Origin of the sequence: Pseudogemmobacter humi (assembly GCF_900609055.1) — a bacterium.
In the GTDB taxonomy this organism is placed as follows: Bacteria; Pseudomonadota; Alphaproteobacteria; order Rhodobacterales; family Rhodobacteraceae; genus Pseudogemmobacter; species Pseudogemmobacter humi.
This window is the reverse complement of record NZ_UXAW01000048.1, coordinates 129,007-148,085: the sequence shown is the minus strand read 5'-3', so window position 1 is coordinate 148,085 and position 19,079 is coordinate 129,007. Positions and strand designations below refer to the sequence as shown.

Here is a 19,079-nt window from a genome sequence, read left to right as displayed (position 1 = left end):
GGGCGCAGCCCGTCCGGGGGCAGGGCCCCCGGGCTGGCCGCAAGGCCAGCGCCCGCCTTCACGGGCGGGTTTTCCGCCCCCGCGGTTGACCGCTGACCGGCCAGGGACTAATTCCCTTCCATCCCAGCCGGAAAGCACCCCCCTTGGCCATTCACCTGCATCAGAACGACCTTCCCGACGGGCTCGATCTCGGCCCCGTCGTCGCCATCGACACCGAGACCATGGGCCTCGACCCGCGCCGCGACCGGCTTTGCGTGGTCCAGTTGTCCGCGGGCGACGGCGACGCGCATCTGGTGCAGATCGCCCGCGGCCAGACCAGCGCCCCCAATCTGGAGCGCCTGCTGACCGACCCCGCCCGGCTGAAACTGTTCCACTTCGGCCGTTTCGATATCGCCGCGCTGCAACGCGCCTTCGGCGTCACCACCGCGCCGGTCTGGTGCACCAAGATCGCCTCGAAGCTGATCCGCACCTATACCGACCGCCACGGGCTGAAATATCTGCTGGCCGATCTGGTCGGTGTCGATGTGTCCAAGCAACAGCAGACCTCGGACTGGGGCGCGGCGGAACTGACCGACGCGCAGAAGGATTATGCCGCCTCGGACGTGCTTTACCTGCACCGGCTGAAAGCCGCGCTGGAAGAAAAGCTGATCCGCGAGGACCGGCTGGCGCTGGCGGAAAAGCTGTTCGACTTCCTGCCGGTCCGGGCCGGGATGGACCTTCTGGGCTGGGATGACACCAATGACATCTTCACCCACTGACGAGGCCTTCCTCGCCACCGGCCGCCGGGTGATCCGGCGCGAGGCCGGGGCGCTTGATCTGCTCGCGGACGCGCTCGGCCCCTCCTTCACCGAGGCCGTCGCGCTGATCCTGAAGGCCAGCGGGCGGATCGTCGTCTCGGGCATGGGAAAATCGGGCCATATCGGCAAGAAGATCGCCGCTACCTTCGCCTCGACCGGCACGCCCGCGCAATTCGTCCACCCGGCCGAAGCCAGCCACGGCGATCTCGGCATGATCGCGACAGGCGACGTGATCCTGATGCTGTCGAACTCGGGCGAGACGCCGGAGCTTGCCGACATGCTGGCGCATTCCCGCCGCTTCGGCATCCCGCTGATCGGCATCGCCGGGCGCGCGGGCTCGACCCTTCTGCGCGAGGCCGATGTGGCGATCGTGCTGCCCGCCGCCCCCGAGGCCTGCGAGACCGGGATCGTGCCGACCACCTCGACCACGATGACCCTCGCGCTCGGCGACGCGCTCGCCATCGCGCTGATGGAGCACCGCCGCTTCACGCCCGAGCATTTCCGCGTCTTCCACCCCGGCGGCAAGCTGGGCGCGAAACTGTTGCGCGTCGGCGATCTGATGCACCGCGAGGCGCCGCTGGTCGCGCCCGATACCCCGATGTCCGAGGCGCTGATCGCCATGACCCGCGCCGGTTTCGGCGTGGTGGGGGTGGCCGAAGACGGCCACCTGCTCGGGATCGTCACCGACGGCGATCTGCGGCGGCATATGGAGGGTCTGCTTGGCCACAGCGCGGGCGAGGTGATGACCCGGGCGCCGCTGACCGCAAGCGCCGATACGCTCGCGGTCGAGGCCCTGGCGCTGATGAACGACAAGAAGATCACCTGCCTTCTGGTCACCGGCGCGGGCCAGAGGGTGGAGGGCATCGTCCATATCCACGACTGCCTGCGCGCGGGCGTGGCCTGAGAGGGGGGGCGGGCCATGCCGAAGATCGACCGTCATTCGAAGATCGTCGGCTGGCTCAAGCTGGCGCTGCCGCTCACGGCGCTGGCGCTGCTCTCGACTTTGTTCCTGCTGGCGGACCGCATCGACCCCACCGCCGCGATCCGCTACGCCGAGGTCGATGTCGAGGCGCTGGCGCGCGATCCGCGGATGAGCGCGCCGACCTATGCCGGGATCACCTCGGACGGCGCCGCGATCACCCTGACCGCGAAAGCCGCCCGCCCCGCCAGCGCCGAGCGCACCGCCGCCGCCGAGGATGTCACCCTGCGCCTTGAGATGCCCGACGGCGGCAGCACCGACATGACCGCTTCCGGCGCCGAACTCGACACCGGCGCGGGCGAGCTGCGGCTGACGGGCGGGGTCGAGATCGCCACCTCCAGCGGCTACCGGGTGACGACCGAGGCGCTGACGGCGGCGCTGGACCGCTCCGGTGCCGAGAGCCAGGCCCCGGTCAAGGCCACCGGCCCGGCGGTGACGATAGACGCGGCCTCCTTCACGTTGCATCACGAAACCGGCGGGGAATCGGAACCGGCCTATCTTCTGGTTTTCTCCGGCGGCGTTAAGCTGGTATATCAGCCCGGCGGCTGATGCCGCGGATCGGAACCCCCTCATGACCCTGTTTGCCCGTGCCCTGATCCTGACCCTCGCCCTTTCGGCCCCTGCCCTCGCGCAAGAGGCCAATGTCGCCTTCGGCGGGCTGACCCAGGACACCAGCCTGCCGGTCGAGATCACCGCTGACACGCTTTCCGTCAACAACGCCGACGGCTCGGCGGTGTTTTCCGGCAATGTGCTGGTCGGCCAGGGCGAGATGCGGCTTTCCGCCGCCGAGGTGCGGGTGGATTACGCCACCGACAGCCGCGCGATCGAGCGGCTGCACGCCACCGGCGGCGTGACCATCGCCAGCAGCCAGGACGCCGCCGAGGCGCGCGAGGCGGTCTATACCATCGACAGCGGCCTCGTGGTGATGACCGGCGACGTGCTGCTCACGCAAGGGCAAAGCGCGCTGACCGGCCAGAAGCTGACGCTGAACCTGAAAGACGGCACCGGCGTGATCGAGGGCGGCGTCTCCACCACCTTCCTGCCGGGGAAGAACTGATGGCCGCGATGGAACAGACCCGCCCTGCGCTGACCGTGACCGAGGGCGGCCAGGGCCTTCAGATCCGCTCCTTGCGCAAAAGCTACAAGAAGCGCCCGGTGATCCGCGACGTGACCATGGATCTGCGTCGCGGCGAGGTGGTGGCGCTTCTTGGCCCCAACGGCTCGGGCAAGACCACCTGTTTCTATTCCATCGCCGGTCTGATCACGCCCGAGGGCGGCCAGGTCCTGATCGACGGCCGCGACGTGACCGCCTTGCCGATGTATCGCCGCGCCCGCCTGGGGATCGGCTACCTGCCGCAGGAGGTGTCGATCTTCCGCGGCCTCTCGGTCGAGGACAATATCCTTGCCGTGCTGGAAATCGCCCATGCCGACCGCCACAAACGGCGCGAGCGGCTGGAGGAACTGCTGAGCGAGTTCTCGATCACCCATCTGCGCCAGGCCCCGGCGCTGGCGCTTTCCGGGGGCGAGCGCCGCCGGGTCGAGATCGCGCGGTGCCTCGCCGCCGATCCGAAATACCTGCTGCTGGACGAGCCCTTCGCCGGGGTCGACCCGATCGCGGTGAACGAGATCCGCCACCTGGTCCAGGATCTGAAAAGCCGCGGCATCGGCGTGCTGATCACCGATCACAACGTCCGCGAGACGCTGGAAATCGTCGACCGCGCCTATATCCTGCATGACGGCACCGTGCTGATGTCGGGCACCACCGACGAAATCGTGCGCGATGAGACCGTGCGCCGGGTCTATCTGGGCGAGAATTTCCGTATGGTCTGATCAACCGCCGCCTGCCCGGCCAGGGCGGCGCACCGATTCTGTTGACAGTCTTCGCGCGCTGTCACCAAATGGACATATGAGCGCGACACATCCTCCCCGCAGCCCGGCCCGGGCGGCCATCCAAAGGCCCCGCCGCCTTGCGGTTTTCTCTCCCGCCACCCAAGTGAAATTGAAGACCCGGGTTTCGTGACCGATGCGTCACGCGGCCCGGCCCATACCGCAGAGGAGATATCATGCGCTACCAGATCAGCGGCAAGCAGATCGATGTCGGCGAGGCTCTGACAACTCATGTCAAAGCCGAAATCGGCGAGCTGGTCGATAAATATGCCCAGAGGGCCACGGAATGCATCGTGGTTTTCTCGCGCAATGCCCATGAATTCGTCTGCGAAACCGCGATCCATCTGGCCACCGGGCTGAGCCTCCAGGCCAAGGGCAACGCCACCGAAGTCTACGCCGCTTTCGAGAGCTGCCGCGAAAGGCTGGATAAGCAGGTCCGCCGCTACAAACGCCGGTTGCGCAGCCACAACAGCGGACGCAAGGGGCCGGTTGAATTCGACGCGGCGCCGTCCTATATCCTCGCCCCATCCGAGGAAGCCGAGGATGCCGAGCCCGAGACGCTTGCACCCGTGGTCGTTGCCGAGATGGAGACGAAGATTCCTTCGATCACCGTCGGCGAGGCCGTGATGCAGATGGAACTGGCGGGGCAGAAGATGCTCGTCTTCCGTAACGAAGGCCATGGGGGCGTGAACGTGGTGTACCGCCGGGATGACGGCAACATCGGCTGGATCGACCCCCGCAACAGCAGGTAACGGGCTGCGCCCGCCTGCCTGACCACAGGATCTCTGCGCTCTCATGGAACTTTCCAGCCTCCTCGTGCCATCCGCCGTTCGTGTCGTCGGCCAGTTCACCTCGAAGAAACGTCTGTTTCAGGAACTGGGCGAAATCGCCCAGTCCGCCTGGGGGATCGCCGCCGACCCTGCGGTGGATGGTTTGCAGGAACGTGAGACGCTGGGGCCCACCGGCGTGGGGCATGGCATCGCCTTGCCCCATGCGCGGATCGAGGATCTCGACAGCATCGCCGGTATCTTCATCCGGCTGGAAAAGCCGCTGGATTACGACAGCGTGGACCGCCAGCCGGTCGATCTGGTGTTCTGCCTGCTGGCGCCGAAGGATTCCGGGGTGGATCACCTCAAGGCGCTGGCGCTTGTCAGCCGCACCATGCGCGACCAGAGCGTGGTGTCGAAACTGCGCTCGAACACCGATCCGGCGAAACTGCACGCCATCCTGATCGAAGCCCGCAGCACCCAGGAAGCCTGAGCGCCGCGGGGCCACCTTCGGGGGCGCGGCCGGGCAGGTCTGCCCCCGTCTTCATCGGCGGACCCGGCCCGGGCGCGCGGCGGCACCTTGACCATATCTTCGCAGAAGTGTAGATATCGCTCATGACCCCGGAAACGAGCATAGACCCCGAGAGCATGCGCGCCGCCGCGGACGAGGCGAGCGAGCTGCTGAAGTCGCTCGGCAACCGGCACCGGCTCCTGATCCTGTGCCAGCTGGTGCAGGGCGAGAAATCGGTGGGCCAGCTCGCGGAATTTCTCGGCATCCGCGATTCGACGGTTTCGCAGCATCTGGCGCTGCTCAGGCGCGACCGCATCATCACCGGGCGGCGCGACGGGCAGTCGATCTGGTACCGGATCGAAAGCGAGGTCGCGCAGAAGGTGATGCAGGTGCTTTACGAAAGTTTCTGCGGCTCGGGCGGCTGATCGCCCGCCAGCGCGCAATCGGCCTCGTGCTGGCTGAGGAAGACCTCGCCGGTCAGGTGGCTGAGGAAGGTGCTGCGGTGCAGCCGGTCCATCACCGGCCCCTTGACCTCGGAAAGGTGAAAGCGGATCCCGGCCTCGCTCAGGCGGCGGTTGATCTCCTCCAGGCTTTCCAGCGCGCTGGCGTCGATCTCGTTCACCGCCGGGCACATCAGCACCACATGCCGCAGCCCGGGCCGGTCGGCGACCAGGGCGGCGATGCGGTCCTCCAGAAATCGCGCATTGGCGAAATACAGGCTCTCGTCCACCCGCAGCGCCAGCACCCCGGGGGTGGTGATCACCTGGTGGCGCTCGATATTGCGGAAATGCCCGGTGCCGGGCACCCGGCCCACCACCGCCGAATGCGGGCGGCTGGTGCGCCACAGATAAAGCGCCAGCGACAGGAGGACACCCGCCGTTATGCCCTGCTCCACCCCCAGGCCGAGGGTGACGAGGATCGTCGTCAGCATCGCCGCGAAATCCGGGCGCGAATAGCGCCAGGTCCGGCGCAGCGCCGGCAGATCGACCAGCGACAGCACGGCAAGGATGATGGTCGCCGCCAGCGTCGCCTGCGGCAGACCGGCCAGCCAGGGCGTCAGGAACAGCGTGGCCAGCGCGATGCCGAGCGCGGTGAAGATCCCGGCGGCGGGGCTCTGCGCCCCGGCCTCATAGTTCACCACCGAGCGCGCGAAGCCGCCGGTGACCGGGTAGCCCGAGGTGAAGGCAGCGGCGAAATTCGCCGCGCCGAGGCCGAACAGCTCGCGGTCGGGCCGGATGCGCTCGCGCCGCTTCGCGGCCAGGGTCTGGGCAACCGAGACCGATTCCACGAAGCCGATCACCGAGATCAGCACCGCCGAGGGCAGCAGCGCCAGCACCAGATCGGGCGCGAAGGGCGGCAGCCCCGGCACCGGCAGGCCGCGCGGGATCTCTCCCACCAGCGCCACCCCGCGCGCGCCCAGATCGAAGGCGGCGCTGGCGAGGATGGTCGCCGCGATCGCCGCGACCGGCGCGGCGCGGACGATCCCGCCGGCGAGGCCCGCGGAAAGGCCGAGGCCGACCAGCCCGCGCTTCAGGCAGCAGCGCGTGGCCCAGAGGAAGGCCAGCACCCCCGCCCCCACCGCCAGCGTGGCCGGGTTCACCGCACCGATCTGCTCTGCAAGGCCGGCCACGATCCCGGGCAGCGTCCCGCCGCCCGCGGGCACGCCGAGGATATGACGCAGCTGCCCCGCCGCGATCAGCAGGCCCGAGGCGGTGATGAAGCCCGAAATCACCGGATGGCTGAGGAAATTCGCGAGAAACCCCAGCCTCAGCAGCCCCATCCCGACCAGCACCGCCCCCGACAGCGCCGCCAGCGTCAGCGCCGCAGCGGGGGCGCTCGCCAGCCCCGCCTCCAGCACCGGCGCCACGGCCGAGGCGGTCATCAGCGAGACCACCGCCACCGGCCCCACCGCCAGCACCCGCGACGAGCCGAACTGCGCATAGGCCACCAGCGGCAGGATCGAGGCATAGAGCCCGGTCTCGGGCGGCAGCCCGGCCAGCATCGCATAGGCAAGGCTCTGCGGGATCAGCATGACGGTGACGATCACCGCCGCCATCACATCGGCGCCCAGCAGGGAAGCATCGTAGCGCCGCGCCCAGTCGGGCACCGGGAAGCGTGGTCTCATGGCATCATCCTGGATGTTCAGCCGCGGGAAAGCCGCCACAAGGCCTCGGCGCGCGCGCCCGAGCGGCACCAGCCCAGCACCGACCCGCGCGCCCCGGCCATCACCGCGCGAAAGGCCGCCAGCTCCTGCGCCCCCGGCATGCCCGAAACCGGGATGTGGAAGGCGCTCAGCCCCAGGCGCGCGGCTTCGTCCGCGATCACGGCGAAGGCGGGCTGGCCCGGATCTTCGCCATCGGGGCGCAGGCAGAGCAGCATCGAAAACCCCGCCTCGCGGATGGCGGGCAGATCGGCCGCGCGGACCTGGCCGCCGGCCGAGAAGCTCTCATCCAGCCGCCGCCATGCCGGGCGTTTGCTGAACGGCCACATCTCACGCCCCTCCCATGCGGCGCAACTGCCGCGCCAGAAGGATCCCTGCCAGCATGGCAAGGACGAAGATCAGCGCGTCGGGCTCCAGCAGCCCGAGCGCCGGGACCGCGCCCCCCGGGCAAAAGCCCGAGATCCCCCAGCCGACCCCGAACAGAGCCGAGCCGCCGACCAGCGCGCGGTCGATGCGCCGGGTGGCGGGCAGGTGGAACCTGTCGTCGAACACCGGCCCGTGCCGGCGCAGCACGATGCGGTAGCCGATGAACGCCACCGTCAGCGCGCCGCCCATGACAAAGGCGAGCGACGGATCCCAGGTTCCGGCGACATCGAAGAAATTCAGCACCTTGGCCGGATTGGCCATGCCCGAGACCGCGATCCCGGTGCCGAAGATCAGCCCCACGATCAGAAGCGAGAGGAAAGCCATGTCAAAAGCCTCCGAGCAGATGACGCACCACGAAAACCGTCAGCCCGGCGGTCAGCATGAAGGTCAGCGTCGCCACCACCGAACGCGGCGAGAGCCTCGCATTGCCGCAGATCCCGTGCCCCGAGGTGCAGCCGCCGCCATAAGTGACGCCCACGCCCACGATCAGCCCGCTGAGCACGGTCCAGAGCATCGGCGTCTCGCTGCGGAAGGGGATTTCCATCCCGAACCGGATCAGCAGGAAGGGCGCAATGACGGCGCCTGCAAAGAACAAAAGCCGCCAGACCCGGTTCTCGGCCCCCGGCAGCAGACCGGACAGGATCGCGGTCATTCCCGCGATCCGGCCGTGCAGCGCCATCAGAAGCACCGCGGAAAGTCCGATCAGCATGCCGCCGGACAGCGACTGCCACGGAGTAAATTCCGTCACTTCCGCCCTCCGATGCCAAGGATGCGCCACACAGGGCAGAAGCGGATCGCGCCGGTGACCAGCATCACGACGCCCGCGATCACCGACACCCAGGTCCAGAGCGGCGGGAACTGTGCCAGCCAGGGCAGCACGACGAGGACCACGCCAAGGATCAGGCGGGCGATACGTTCAGGGGTTCCGATATTGATCTGCATGTCACTCACTCCCAGGGGGCTTTGAGCAGGTCGAGCGGAATTTTCAGATAGCGCCGCCCGTTCGCTTCCGGCTCGGGCAACCGGCCGGCATTGGTGTTGACCTGCAAGGCGTGCAGGATCAGCTTGGGCATCGGAAGCGTCGCGTCCCGCGCCTCGCGCGCGGCGACGTAATCGGCCTCGGTCAGATATTTCGACATATGGCTGTTGGTGGCGCGCTGTTCGGCGACGGTGGATTCCCAGGCCGGCTCTCGCCCGCCCTGGCAGTAATCATGCCCGGTGAAGATCCGCGTCTCGTCGGGCAGCGCCAGGATATCCTGAATCGAGCGCCAGAGCGCCTGCGCGCTGCCGCCGGGAAAATCGGCGCGCGCGGTGCCGCTGTCGGGCATGAACAAAGTGTCATGCACGAAAGCCGCATCCCCGATGACATAGGTGATCGAGGCGAGCGTATGGCCGGGCGAGAACATCACCCGCGCCGGAATGTCGCCTATGCTGAACGTGTCGCCCTCGGCGAACAGCCGGTCCCATTGCGAGCCATCGGCGGGAAAATCCGGCCAGTTGTAGAAGTCTTTCCACAGCTTCTGCACCTCGACCACCTTCGCGCCGATGGCGGTTGGCGCCCCGGTCCTGCGTTTCAGATAGTCCGCGGCCGAGAAATGGTCGGCATGCGGATGGGTGTCGAGGATCCATTCCACCGCATAGCCCTTGTCGGCGATGAATTTCAGGATGCGGTCGGCCTCAAGCGTCGCGGTGGCGGCGGATTTCTCGTCATAGTCCAGCACCGGGTCGATGATGGCGCATTTTTTCGCAGCCGGATCGGCCACCACATATTGCACCGATCCGGTCCGCTTTTCGTAGAAAGCCGTCACTTCGGGGGTCTGGGTCATCGCGTGTCTCACCTGGAAAACCGGCGGCGCGCAATCTTCTGCGCCACATATTCATTTATGCGAATGTATGTATCATGGTCAAGGCCCGCCGCACCCGAAACGGTCGCGCAGCAGGTGCTTCTCGATCTCCAGCAGCACCAGCGAACCCGCGCCGATGGCGACGATCAGCATGCCCTCGGACAGGCTCAGCGGACGCGAGCCGAAGATCGCGTTCATCACCGGCAGATAGGTGAAGGCGAATTGCGCCAGCACCACGATGGCGATGGCGCCCAGCACCGGGCCGGTGCCCTTCACCCCGGTCAGGGTGAAAGAGGTCATGTGCAGGTAGCGCACGTTGAACAGATAGAAGATCTCCAGCACCACCAGCAGGTTCACCACCATGGTGCGCGCGGTTTCCAGATCGCGGCCAGAGGCCTGGGCCTGGAAGAACAGCGTCAGCGCCAGCGCCGTGAACAGGACCGAGACGAAGCAGATCCGCCAGACGAGGAACGGCGTCAGCAGCCCCGCATCCGCCCGGCGCGGCGGGCGTTTCATCACCCCGGGCTCGGACGGCTCGAACGCCAGCACAAGGCCGAGGGTGCCCGCGAGGATCAGGTTGATCCACAGGATCTGCACCGGCGTCATCGGCATGGCGAAGCCGAACAGGATGGCAAGGATCACCGCCAGCGCCTCGCCGCCGTTGGTGGGAATGGTCCAGCCGATCACCTTGCGGATATTGTCGTGGACGGTGCGCCCCTCATGCACCGCGGCGACGATCGAGGCGAAATTATCGTCCATCAGCACCATTTCCGAGGCCTCCTTGGCGGCCTCGGTGCCTTTGATCCCCATACTGATGCCGACATCGGCCTGTTTCAGCGCCGGGGCGTCGTTCACCCCGTCGCCGGTCATGGCGACCACCCGCCCCATGGCCTGGAGCGCGCGGACGATGCGCAGTTTGTGCTCGGGCGAGGTGCGGGCGAAGACCTCGGTTTCGCGCACCGCCTCGGGGAAGTCAGCCTCGGACAGCCGGTCGAGATCCTGGCCGGTCAGCACCCGGGGATCCCCGGCGAGGCCAAGCTGCGCGGCGATGGCGCGGGCGGTCGCGGCATGGTCGCCGGTGATCATCTTCACCGCGATCCCGGCGCTGCGGCATTCGGCGATGGCGCGCATCGCCTCGTCGCGCGGCGGGTCGATGAAGCCGGTGATGCCGAGGAAGACGAGGCCGGTCTCGACATCGGGGAAGTCGATGTCGGTGGCGCCCGGCGGCATCTGCCGCATGGCATAGCCCAGCACCCGCTCGCCCTCCATGGCGGCCTCGTCAATCCGGCGCTGCCAGAGATCGTGGGCCAGCGGCTCGGGCCCCGATGCGCCCTCCTGGCGGTCGCACATGGCAAGGATGCGCTCCGGCGCGCCCTTGACCAGCGCCACCCGCCCGCTGTCCGCCTCGTGCAGCGTCGCCATGAAACGGTGCTGCGCATCGAAGGGGATGGCGTCGAGCCGCGGCGTGCGGGCGCGTTCCGGGCCGGGCTCCAGCCTCGCCTTCAGCGCGAGCGTGACCAGCGCGCCCTCCATCGGATCGCCCCCGACCGTCCAGCCCGGCCCGAGATGGGCGTCGTTGCACAGAAGCCCGGCGCGGATCAGCGCCTGCTGCGCGCCGCTGGCCGTCAGCCGGTATTCGCCCGGATCGTAGCCCGCGCCTTCGACCATCAGCGCGCCGCCCGCCGTGACCACGCGGCGCACGGTCATCTCGTTGCGGGTCAGCGTGCCGGTCTTGTCGGAACAGATCACCGAGGTCGCGCCCAGCGTCTCGACCGCCGGAAGCCGCCGGATCACCGCATGGCGCGCGGCCATCCGCCGGACGCCGATGGCCAGCGTGATGGTGATGACCGCGGGCAGCCCCTCGGGCACCAGCCCCACCGCCAGCGCCACCACCGCCATCAGCGCCGCCTGCCAGTCGAAGCCGCGCAGAAAGACCGCGAACAGGAACAGCGCCAGCGCGCCCCCGAAGGCGACCAGCGAGAACCGCCGCCCGAAGGCGTTGATCTGGCGCAGGAGCGGCGTCTCCAGTTCCGTCACCGCCCCCAGCATGGCCGAGATCCGGCCGATCTGGGTGTCGGTGCCGGTGGCGGTGACGACGCCCGTGCCCTGGCCGGTGGCGACCAGCGTGCCGGAAAACGCCATGCCCTTGCGGTCGCCCGCGGCAGCCTCTTCCGCCACCGTGGCGATGGATTTGGAACTGGTGACGGATTCGCCGGTGAGGATCGCCTCGTCCAGCGTCAGGCTGCGGGCGCGGATCAGCCGCAGATCGGCGGGCACCCGGTCGCCCGCCTCGATCAGCACGATGTCACCGGGGACCAGCGATTCCATCGGCAGCGAGACCCGCGCGCCGTCGCGCAAGACGCTGGCGCGCGGCGCGACCATGCCGCGGATCGCCGCCAGAGCATCCTCGGCCTTGCCCTCCTGGATGAAGCCGACCAGCGCATTGACCAGCACCACGGCCAGGATCACCCCGGCATCGACGCTGTGGCCAAGCGCCGCCGCCGCCGCTGCGCCCGCCAGCATGAACCAGATCAGCGCATTGTTGAACTGGGTCAGGATCCGCGCCAGCACGCTGCGCCGGTGCCCCTCGGGCAAGGCGTTGGGGCCGAAGACCCGCAACCGGCGCGCGGCTTCCGCGCCGCTCAGCCCCGCTTCGCTTGTGTCCAGCGCCCGGCAAACCGCGGCCGGAGGCATAGCATGGGCCGATCCGGCGATCCCGGCAAGCCCGGCCGGGGTAAGGTCCGGCACTTCCGGGTTCTGGGGATGCGGATTGTCTTCTGCCATCTTATCCTTGCCTTTCAGATCATGGGGGCGCTGCCACGACAGCCGCGAAGGAACGGAAATCAGACCATGAATTGCCGCCCCATGCCACACCCTGGGGTTGCCGGGGCCTCGCCCGCCCTGACACCGATCATCCCGCCGCCGCAGCCGCCCGGCCCGGACGCGCCCGCCCGGCAGCCCCGAATGACGGAAAATTCAGAACCTGCGCTGCGGCTTTAAAAGGTTTTTCAATGATAAGGGCTTGTAATCTACAGCCATTATATTTCATCTGGGCCTATCGGTTCGCCCCTCGGGAACTGTCTCCTGCCATCAGAGACTCCTCACGCCGCCCCGGCGCGAAATCCCTTAAGGCGCGGCCATCAGATTAAAACGCCAGGAGAAACCGCGGGACAATGATTGAGCAGAATCTGATTCTCATTCTTGTCCTGTTGCCCTTCCTCGGCGCCATCCTGGCCGCCACGCTTCCGGTCAATGCCCATAACGCCGCCGCCTGGGTCTCGGGCCTGTCGCTGGGGGCGGGGCTTTTGCTGCTGGCCGTGCTCTATCCCCGCATCGCTGAGGACGAGGTGGTGCGCGGCGTGGTGCGCTGGCTGCCGATCCTGTCGCTGAACCTGAATTTCAGGATGGACGGATTCGCCTGGCTGTTCACCGGCCTCGTGCTGTCGATCGGCGTGCTGGTGGTGATCTATGCGCGCTATTACCTGTCGAAGACCGATCCGGTGCCGCGGTTCTATTCCTTCCTGATGGCCTTCACCGGCGCCATGATCGGGATGCTTCTGTCAGGCAACATCCTGATGCTGGTGGTGTTCTGGGAACTGACCTCGATCCTCTCCTTCCTGCTGATCGGCTACTGGCACCAGAGCCAGGCCGCGCGCGACGGCGCCCGGATGGCGCTGATCGTGACCGCGGGCGGCGGTGTCGCGCTGACGGTGGCGATGATCGTTCTGGGCCAGATCGTCGGCGGCTACGATCTGGATCTGGTCCTGCGCTCGGGCGAGATCATCCGGGCGCATCCGCTGTATCCGGTGGTGCTGGGGCTGTTCCTGCTGGGGGCCTTCACCAAATCGGCGCAGTTTCCGTTCCATTTCTGGCTGCCCGGCGCCATGGCGGCGCCGACCCCGGTTTCGGCCTATCTGCATTCGGCGACCATGGTGAAGATGGGGGTCTTCCTGCTGATCCGCTTCCAGCCCGCGCTCGGCGGCACCGAACTGTGGTTCTACACCGTCACCGGGACCGGGGTGATCACCCTGACCGTCGGGGCGATGATCGCGCTGTTCCGCCACGATCTGAAGGGCCTGCTGGCCTATTCCACCATCAGCCATCTGGGCCTGATCACCGCGCTGGCGGGGATGAGCTCGACCGGCGCCATCGTCGCGGCGATCTTCCACATCTGCAACCATGCGGTGTTCAAGGCCTCGCTGTTCATGGCCGCGGGGATCATCGACCACGAGACCGGCACCCGCGATCTGCGCCGCCTGTCGGGGCTGATGAAGGCGATGCCGATCACCGGCGCGCTGGCCATCGTCGCCTCGGCCGCGATGGCGGGGGTGCCGCTGCTGAACGGCTTCCTGTCGAAAGAAATGTTCTTCGCCGAGGCGGTGGGCTGGCACAACGGCACCTGGCTCGATTCCGCGCTTCCCTGGATCGCCACTTTCGCCTCGATCTTCTCGGTGGCCTATTCGCTGCGCTTCATCATGCAGGTCTTCTTCGGCCCCGAGGCCACCGATCTGCCCAAGGCGCCGCATGAGCCGCCGCCCTGGATGCGCCGCCCGGTCGAATTCCTGGTGCTGACCTGCCTTGCGGTCGGCATCCTGCCCGCGCTGACGCTGGAGCCGGTGCTCAACATCGCCGGCCGGTCGGTGCTGGGGCCGGATCTGCCCGAGATCCATATCGCGATCTGGCACGGGTTCAACACGCCGCTGATCATGAGCATCATCGCCATGACGGCGGGGATCGTGCTTTACTTCGCCTTCGCCCGCCGGATCGACGCCGGGCCCGAGGGGCCGCCCATCCTGTGGCGCATCCGCGCGCAGAAGATCTACGAATGGCTCCTCTTGCGGCTGAGCTGGGCCTGGCCGCGCTTTCTGCACAAGCTGTTCGGGACCGAGCGGTTGCAGCCGCAGCTTCGCCTGATGATGCTGATCGGGCTGGTAGCGGCGATGATCGCGGTCTGGGGCGGGCTGACGGTGGCGGAAAAGCCGCTGACCAACGATCTGAGCCCCGCCTTCGCCATCATGTGGCTGGTGGGCGGCGCCTGCGCCATCGGTGCCGCCTGGCAGGCGAAATACCACCGTTTCGCGGCGCTGGTCCTGCTGGGCGGCGCGGGTCTCGTCACCTGCGTGACCTTCGCCTGGTTCTCGGCCCCCGATCTGGCGGTGACGCAGCTGGTGGTCGAGATCGTGACCACGGTTCTGCTGCTTCTGGGTCTGCGCTGGCTGCCCAAGCGGCGCGAGGAGATCCCGGGCGACGAGCTGCTCTCGGCCCGGATCCGGCGCCTGCGCGATCTGGGGATCGCCACGGTGGGCGGCCTCGGTCTTGCCGGGCTGGCCTATGTGGTGATGACCCGGCCGCTGGTGCCGAACATCGGCGACTGGTTCCTTCGGAACGCCTATTATGAGGGCGGCGGCACCAATACGGTGAACGTGATCCTCGTCGATTTCCGCGCCTTCGATACTTTCGGCGAGATCACCGTGCTGGCCATCGTCGGGCTGACGGTCTACGCGCTTCTGCGCCGCTTCCGCCCGGGGGCGGAAAGCATCGCCCTGCCCGAGCAGCAGCAGGGCGACACCGCCGACCGGCTGGGGAATTACATGCTGGTCCCGGCCACGATCATGCGCTGGATGTTCCCGGTGACGCTGGTGATCGCCGCCTATCTGTTCTTCCGCGGCCATGATCTGCCCGGCGGCGGCTTCTCGGCCGGGGTGACGGTGGCGATCGGTCTCTTGCTGCAATACATCGCCGCCAATGTGCGCTGGATCGAGGCGCGGATCGTGATCCTGCCGATCCGCTGGATGGGCTTTGGCCTGCTGATCGCGGCGGCTACCGGGATCGGCGCCTGGCTGTTCGGCTATCCGTTCCTGACCGCGCATGCCCGCTATGTCGACGTGCCGCTGGTCGGCAAGGTGCCGATGGCGACCGCCATGGCTTTCGATCTGGGCGTTTTCCTCGCGGTGGTGGGGGCGACGGTGCTCTTGCTGATCGCCATCGCGCACCAGTCGCTGCGCTCGGCCCGCCTGCGCGAGCTGGAGGAAGAAAAGACCCCCGAGAAATCCGCGCAGAAGGAGGCCGTCTGATGGAACTCGTGCTGTCGGCCGCCATCGGAGTGCTTTCCGGCTCGGGGATCTGGCTGATCCTGCGCCCGCGCACCTTTCAGGTGATCACCGGGCTTTGCCTGCTGTCCTATGCGGTGAACATCTTCATCTTCGCCATGGGCCGGCTGACGGTGGGCAAGCCGCCGATCATGCCGAAGGGAGGCTTCGTCAATACCGCCAATTACGCCGACCCGCTGCCCCAGGCGCTGGTGCTGACCGCCATCGTCATCAGCTTCGCCACCACGGCCCTGTTTCTGGTGGTGATGATCGCCTCGAAGGGCCTGACCGGCACCGACCATGTTGACGGAAGCGAGCCGACGAAATGATGCTGGCGACCGAACATCTGATCATCGCGCCGATCCTGATCCCGCTGATCGCGGGCGCGCTGATGCTGCTTTACGACGACCGGCAAAGGAAGGCGAAGCTCGCCATCTCGGTCGGCGCGGCGGTGGCGCTTCTGTTCGTCTCGGTGGAACTGCTGAACCGCTCGAAAGGCACGCCGCTCTCGGGCGGCAACGAGATCAGCTTCTACCTGCTTGGCAACTGGGCGGTGCCCTTCGGCATCATCCTGGTGCTGGACCGGCTGTCGGCGCTGATGCTGGTGCTGGCCTCACTGCTGGCGATCCCGACGCTGATCTATGCGGGCGCGGCCTGGCACCGGCAGGGCCAGCATTTTCAGTCCCTGTTCCAGTTCCTGCTGATGGGGCTGAACGGCGCCTTCCTGACCGGGGATCTGTTCAACCTGTTCGTCTTTTTCGAGGTGCTGCTGGCGGCCTCTTACGGGCTGCTGCTGCACGGCTCGGGGCAACTCAGGGTGCGGGCGGGGCTGCATTACATCGCGGTGAACCTCGCCGCCTCACTGTTCTTCCTGGTGGGCGTGTCGCTGATCTACGGAGTGACCGGCACGCTTTCCATGGCGCATCTGTCGCAGATGGTGGTCAATATCGCCCCGTCCGAGCGACCGCTGTTCCACGCCGGCGCCGCGATCATGGGGATCGCCTTTCTGGTCAAGGCCGGGCTCTGGCCGATGTCGTTCTGGCTGCCCACCACCTATATGGCCAGCGCCGCGCCGGTGGCCGCGATGTTCGCGATCATGACCAAGGTGGGGGTCTATGTGATCCTGCGGCTGTCGATGCTGCTGTTCGGCCCCGATGCGGGGGCCTCGGCCGGGTTCGGCGCCCAGGTGCTGATCTGGGGCGGCATGGCCACCATGGTCTACGGCTTTCTCGGCGTGCTGGCGGCCCAGGGCCTCGGGCGGATGGCCGCGCATCTGGTGCTGATCTCTTCGGGCACGATCCTTGCCGTCACCGGGCTTGCGCTGTCGGGCGGCGGGCCGGCGATGCTGTCGGGCGCGCTTTACTACATGATCAGCTCGACCATCGCCACCGCGGCGCTGTTCCTGCTGCTGGAGCCGATGAGCCGCGAAGAGGGCGGCATCGCCGCGCTGCTGGCGCTGACCTCGGATGCCTACGGCCTCGACCCCGAGGACGAGGAGGAAGAGGAGGTCGGCCTTGCCATCCCCGGCACCATGACCGTGCTCGGCCTCAGCTTCGGCGCCTGCCTGCTGGTCCTGGGCGGGCTGCCGCCCCTGTCGGGCTTCATCGGCAAGGTGGCGATGCTGTCGGGCATGTTCGGCAACGGCGCGCTGCCCCCCGGCCTCGCCTGGACCTTCCTGGCCGTGCTGATGCTCTCGGGCTTTGCCACGATCATCGGCCTTGTGCGGATCGGGATCCAGACCTTCTGGGCCTCGGATTCCTCCCCGCCCAAGGTGCTGGCGATGGAATTCGCGCCGGTGCTGCTGCTGGTGGCGATGATCGCCTTGCTGACGGTGCGCGGCAATGATGCTTTGCGCTATATGGATGCCACCGCCCGCGCGCTGCATCAGCCGCTGATCTATTCCGACGGGGTGTTCGCCACCCGCCGCGTCACCAATGGCGAGGACGCACAATGACCCGGCTGTTCCCCCATCCGCTGTTGTCGCTGGCGCTGGTGGCGGTATGGCTGCTCCTGAACAGCTTTTCGCTGGGCCATCTGATCCTTGGAACGGTGGTCGCCACGCTGGCCGCCCGGGCCTTCGCCGCGGTCGAGCCCGAGCGGGTGAAGCTGCGCCGCCCGATGGCGCTGGTGAAGCTGTTCTTCATCGTCGGCGCCGACATCATCCGCTCGAACATCGCGGTGGCGGTGCTGATCCTGACCCGGGGCCGCCACGGCCTGCGCCATTCCGCCTTCGTCGAGATCCCGCTGCGGCTGCGCCATCCGGCGCCCCTGTCGCTGCTTGCCATGATCGTCACCGCCACCCCCGGCACCGCCTGGGTGGATTACGACGAGGAAACCGGCATTCTGCTGCTGCATGTCTTCGACATGGTGGACACCGCCGACTGGAAGACCCTGATCCGCGACCGATACGAGGAACTGCTGCTGGAGTCCTTCCCATGAGCGCCATGATCATGACCTTCGCCCTGAGCTACGCCCAGATCGCGCTGGCGCTGGCGGCCTGTCTTGCGGGCTGGCGGCTGCTTTACGGCCCGCGCGCCCAGGACCGGGTGCTGGGGATGGACACGTTCTACGTCACCGCCATGCTCTTGTTCGTGGTGACGGGGATCCGCGTCGGCTCGCCCTTCTTCTTCGAGGCGGCCATGGTGATCGGCGTGCTCGGCTTCGTGGCCACCGTCTCGCTGGCGAAATTCCTGATCCGCGGCGAGGTGATCGAATGAGCTGGATGGAAACACTCCCCGCCTGGGTGGCGATCCCCGTGGCGCTGTTCCTGATGCTGGGGGCGACGCTCACGCTTCTGGGCACCGTGGGGCTGGTGCAGCTGAAAAGCTTCTACGACCGGCTGCATGCGCCGACTTTGGGCACCAGCTGGGGCGCGGCGGGGATCCTGCTCGCCTCGATGCTGCTGGTCAGCTGGACCGAAGGCCGCGCGGTGCTGCACGAGCTGGTGATTGGCATCTTCCTGATGATCACCACGCCGGTGACGCTGATGTTTCTGGGCCGCGCCGCGCTGCACCGCGACCGGATCGAGGGCACCCCGGGCATCCCCGGCGCGGTCGAGCGCAGCGACATTCCCGCTCCGCCAGGCGACGCCCTCGCCGACCCCGCCGACGCGCCGGGCGAATCCTGACCCGCGAAACACCAAAGGGCAGCCCGGGGGCTGCCCTTTTGCTTTCGATCCGTCCCGTCGGGCTGGATGGCTCTGGCTTGCGTGGCACCTGGGCTGCGCGGCTGGCTGTCGGGGCATGGCTGCCTTGCTGGCGGTCTTCCGGGGAAGATGGCTGGCGCAGAGGCCGGGACGCATGGGGAGATGGCTGACCTGGAGCGATCCGGCGCATGGCCTGGCTGGGCGCGCAGCGCCTGGCTGAGAGGGCCGGATCATCTGGCTGGCTGTATCTGTCGAGAGCTGGCTTGCGCGGACGCTGGCTTGCTTTCCTGTGATCCTACATAGGGACGATTCGCGTCGCGGTCAAGGAAAAATCAACAAAATCAAATAGTTGACTATTTTACTTGGTTGTGAGGAGGAAAGTGTTTCGGTCGGAAAAACTGATCCCGCGTCCGGCGACTAGGCAGAACGGTCGCGCCACGCTAAGCTGCGCCGGGCCGGGGCGTTACATGCTT

Annotated in this window: 21 protein-coding genes; 14 read left to right on the top strand and 7 right to left on the bottom strand. The window is 67.5% G+C overall.

Annotated elements, in window-relative coordinates; all coding sequences use genetic code 11:
- The first annotated feature begins 143 nt into the window (after positions 1-143).
- The 8 genes from XINFAN_RS05495 to XINFAN_RS05460 all read left to right on the top strand — a co-directional run bounded on the left by XINFAN_RS05495 (position 144) and on the right by XINFAN_RS05460 (position 5,366).
- The gene (locus XINFAN_RS05495) at positions 144-758 is read left to right on the top strand and encodes a ribonuclease D (protein ID WP_124085474.1); all 615 of its coding nucleotides are present in this window, start codon (positions 144-146) and stop codon (positions 756-758) included.
- Positions 739-1,701 carry a KpsF/GutQ family sugar-phosphate isomerase gene (locus tag XINFAN_RS05490; RefSeq protein WP_124085473.1) on the top strand — a complete coding sequence of 321 codons (963 nt, stop codon included), beginning with the start codon at positions 739-741 and terminating at the stop codon, positions 1,699-1,701. The genes XINFAN_RS05495 and XINFAN_RS05490 overlap by 20 nt, the downstream gene beginning before the upstream one ends.
- A gap of 15 nt (positions 1,702-1,716) precedes the next feature.
- On the top strand, positions 1,717-2,325 hold the full coding sequence (gene lptC / locus XINFAN_RS05485; RefSeq protein WP_124085472.1) for an LPS export ABC transporter periplasmic protein LptC: 609 nt from the start codon (positions 1,717-1,719) through the stop codon (positions 2,323-2,325).
- A 22-nt stretch (positions 2,326-2,347) separates the two neighbouring features.
- A complete protein-coding gene (locus tag XINFAN_RS05480) occupies positions 2,348-2,833 on the top strand; it encodes an LptA/OstA family protein (RefSeq protein WP_124085471.1) in 486 nt (161 codons plus the stop codon).
- Between the two features lie 8 nt (positions 2,834-2,841).
- Complete coding sequence (lptB, locus tag XINFAN_RS05475) at positions 2,842-3,606, top strand: LPS export ABC transporter ATP-binding protein (protein WP_124085600.1); 765 nt, start codon at positions 2,842-2,844, stop codon at positions 3,604-3,606.
- Between the two features lie 233 nt (positions 3,607-3,839).
- Complete coding sequence (hpf, locus tag XINFAN_RS05470; protein WP_124085470.1) at positions 3,840-4,415, top strand: ribosome hibernation-promoting factor, HPF/YfiA family; 576 nt, start codon at positions 3,840-3,842, stop codon at positions 4,413-4,415.
- A gap of 43 nt (positions 4,416-4,458) precedes the next feature.
- Positions 4,459-4,923: a PTS sugar transporter subunit IIA gene (locus XINFAN_RS05465; RefSeq protein ID WP_124085469.1), complete on the top strand. Its 465-nt coding sequence runs from the start codon at positions 4,459-4,461 to the stop codon at positions 4,921-4,923.
- 122 nt (positions 4,924-5,045) lie between these two features.
- Positions 5,046-5,366: an ArsR/SmtB family transcription factor gene (locus tag XINFAN_RS05460; protein ID WP_124085468.1), complete on the top strand. Its 321-nt coding sequence runs from the start codon at positions 5,046-5,048 to the stop codon at positions 5,364-5,366.
- Here the strand turns inward: XINFAN_RS05460 and XINFAN_RS05455 are convergent.
- The 7 genes from XINFAN_RS05455 to XINFAN_RS05425 all read right to left on the bottom strand — a co-directional run bounded on the left by XINFAN_RS05455 (position 5,336) and on the right by XINFAN_RS05425 (position 12,156).
- Entirely contained in the window at positions 5,336-7,066 is a 1,731-nt protein-coding gene (locus XINFAN_RS05455) for a SulP family inorganic anion transporter (RefSeq protein ID WP_124085467.1), read from the bottom strand. The two genes, XINFAN_RS05460 and XINFAN_RS05455, sit on opposite strands and share 31 nt — an antisense overlap.
- 17 nt (positions 7,067-7,083) lie before the next feature.
- Entirely contained in the window at positions 7,084-7,431 is a 348-nt protein-coding gene (locus XINFAN_RS05450; RefSeq protein WP_124085466.1) for a protein tyrosine phosphatase family protein, read from the bottom strand.
- Position 7,432: 1 nt separating this feature from the next.
- Entirely contained in the window at positions 7,433-7,852 is a 420-nt protein-coding gene (locus XINFAN_RS05445; protein ID WP_124085465.1) for a DUF6691 family protein, read from the bottom strand.
- Between the two features lies 1 nt (position 7,853).
- A complete protein-coding gene (locus XINFAN_RS05440) occupies positions 7,854-8,276 on the bottom strand; it encodes a YeeE/YedE family protein (RefSeq protein ID WP_124085464.1) in 423 nt (140 codons plus the stop codon).
- Positions 8,273-8,470: a YgaP family membrane protein gene (locus XINFAN_RS05435; protein ID WP_124085463.1), complete on the bottom strand. Its 198-nt coding sequence runs from the start codon at positions 8,468-8,470 to the stop codon at positions 8,273-8,275. The genes XINFAN_RS05440 and XINFAN_RS05435 overlap by 4 nt, the downstream gene beginning before the upstream one ends.
- 5 nt (positions 8,471-8,475) lie before the next feature.
- Positions 8,476-9,354: an MBL fold metallo-hydrolase gene (locus XINFAN_RS05430; RefSeq protein WP_124085462.1), complete on the bottom strand. Its 879-nt coding sequence runs from the start codon at positions 9,352-9,354 to the stop codon at positions 8,476-8,478.
- Between the two features lie 78 nt (positions 9,355-9,432).
- Positions 9,433-12,156, bottom strand: coding sequence for an HAD-IC family P-type ATPase (locus XINFAN_RS05425; protein WP_233352131.1), 2,724 nt, complete (start codon positions 12,154-12,156; stop codon positions 9,433-9,435).
- A gap of 389 nt (positions 12,157-12,545) precedes the next feature.
- Here XINFAN_RS05425 and XINFAN_RS05420 point away from each other — a divergent pair, with 389 nt between their 5' ends.
- Genes XINFAN_RS05420 through mnhG form a run of 6 tightly spaced genes read left to right on the top strand, consistent with a single transcriptional unit; the run spans position 12,546 to position 18,588 of the window.
- Complete coding sequence (locus XINFAN_RS05420; RefSeq protein WP_124085461.1) at positions 12,546-15,446, top strand: monovalent cation/H+ antiporter subunit A; 2,901 nt, start codon at positions 12,546-12,548, stop codon at positions 15,444-15,446.
- Positions 15,446-15,790, top strand: a complete 345-nt coding sequence (locus XINFAN_RS05415) for a Na+/H+ antiporter subunit C (protein ID WP_124085460.1) — start codon at positions 15,446-15,448, stop codon at positions 15,788-15,790. Before XINFAN_RS05420 ends, XINFAN_RS05415 begins: the two co-directional genes overlap by 1 nt.
- Positions 15,787-17,415 carry a monovalent cation/H+ antiporter subunit D gene (locus tag XINFAN_RS05410; protein WP_233352130.1) on the top strand — a complete coding sequence of 543 codons (1,629 nt, stop codon included), beginning with the start codon at positions 15,787-15,789 and terminating at the stop codon, positions 17,413-17,415. Before XINFAN_RS05415 ends, XINFAN_RS05410 begins: the two co-directional genes overlap by 4 nt.
- Entirely contained in the window at positions 17,412-17,900 is a 489-nt protein-coding gene (locus XINFAN_RS05405) for a Na+/H+ antiporter subunit E (protein WP_124085459.1), read from the top strand. Before XINFAN_RS05410 ends, XINFAN_RS05405 begins: the two co-directional genes overlap by 4 nt.
- The gene (locus XINFAN_RS05400) at positions 17,897-18,178 is read left to right on the top strand and encodes a K+/H+ antiporter subunit F (protein WP_124085458.1); all 282 of its coding nucleotides are present in this window, start codon (positions 17,897-17,899) and stop codon (positions 18,176-18,178) included. Before XINFAN_RS05405 ends, XINFAN_RS05400 begins: the two co-directional genes overlap by 4 nt.
- Complete coding sequence (mnhG, locus tag XINFAN_RS05395; RefSeq protein ID WP_124085457.1) at positions 18,175-18,588, top strand: monovalent cation/H(+) antiporter subunit G; 414 nt, start codon at positions 18,175-18,177, stop codon at positions 18,586-18,588. Before XINFAN_RS05400 ends, mnhG begins: the two co-directional genes overlap by 4 nt.
- Positions 18,589-19,079 lie beyond the last annotated feature (491 nt).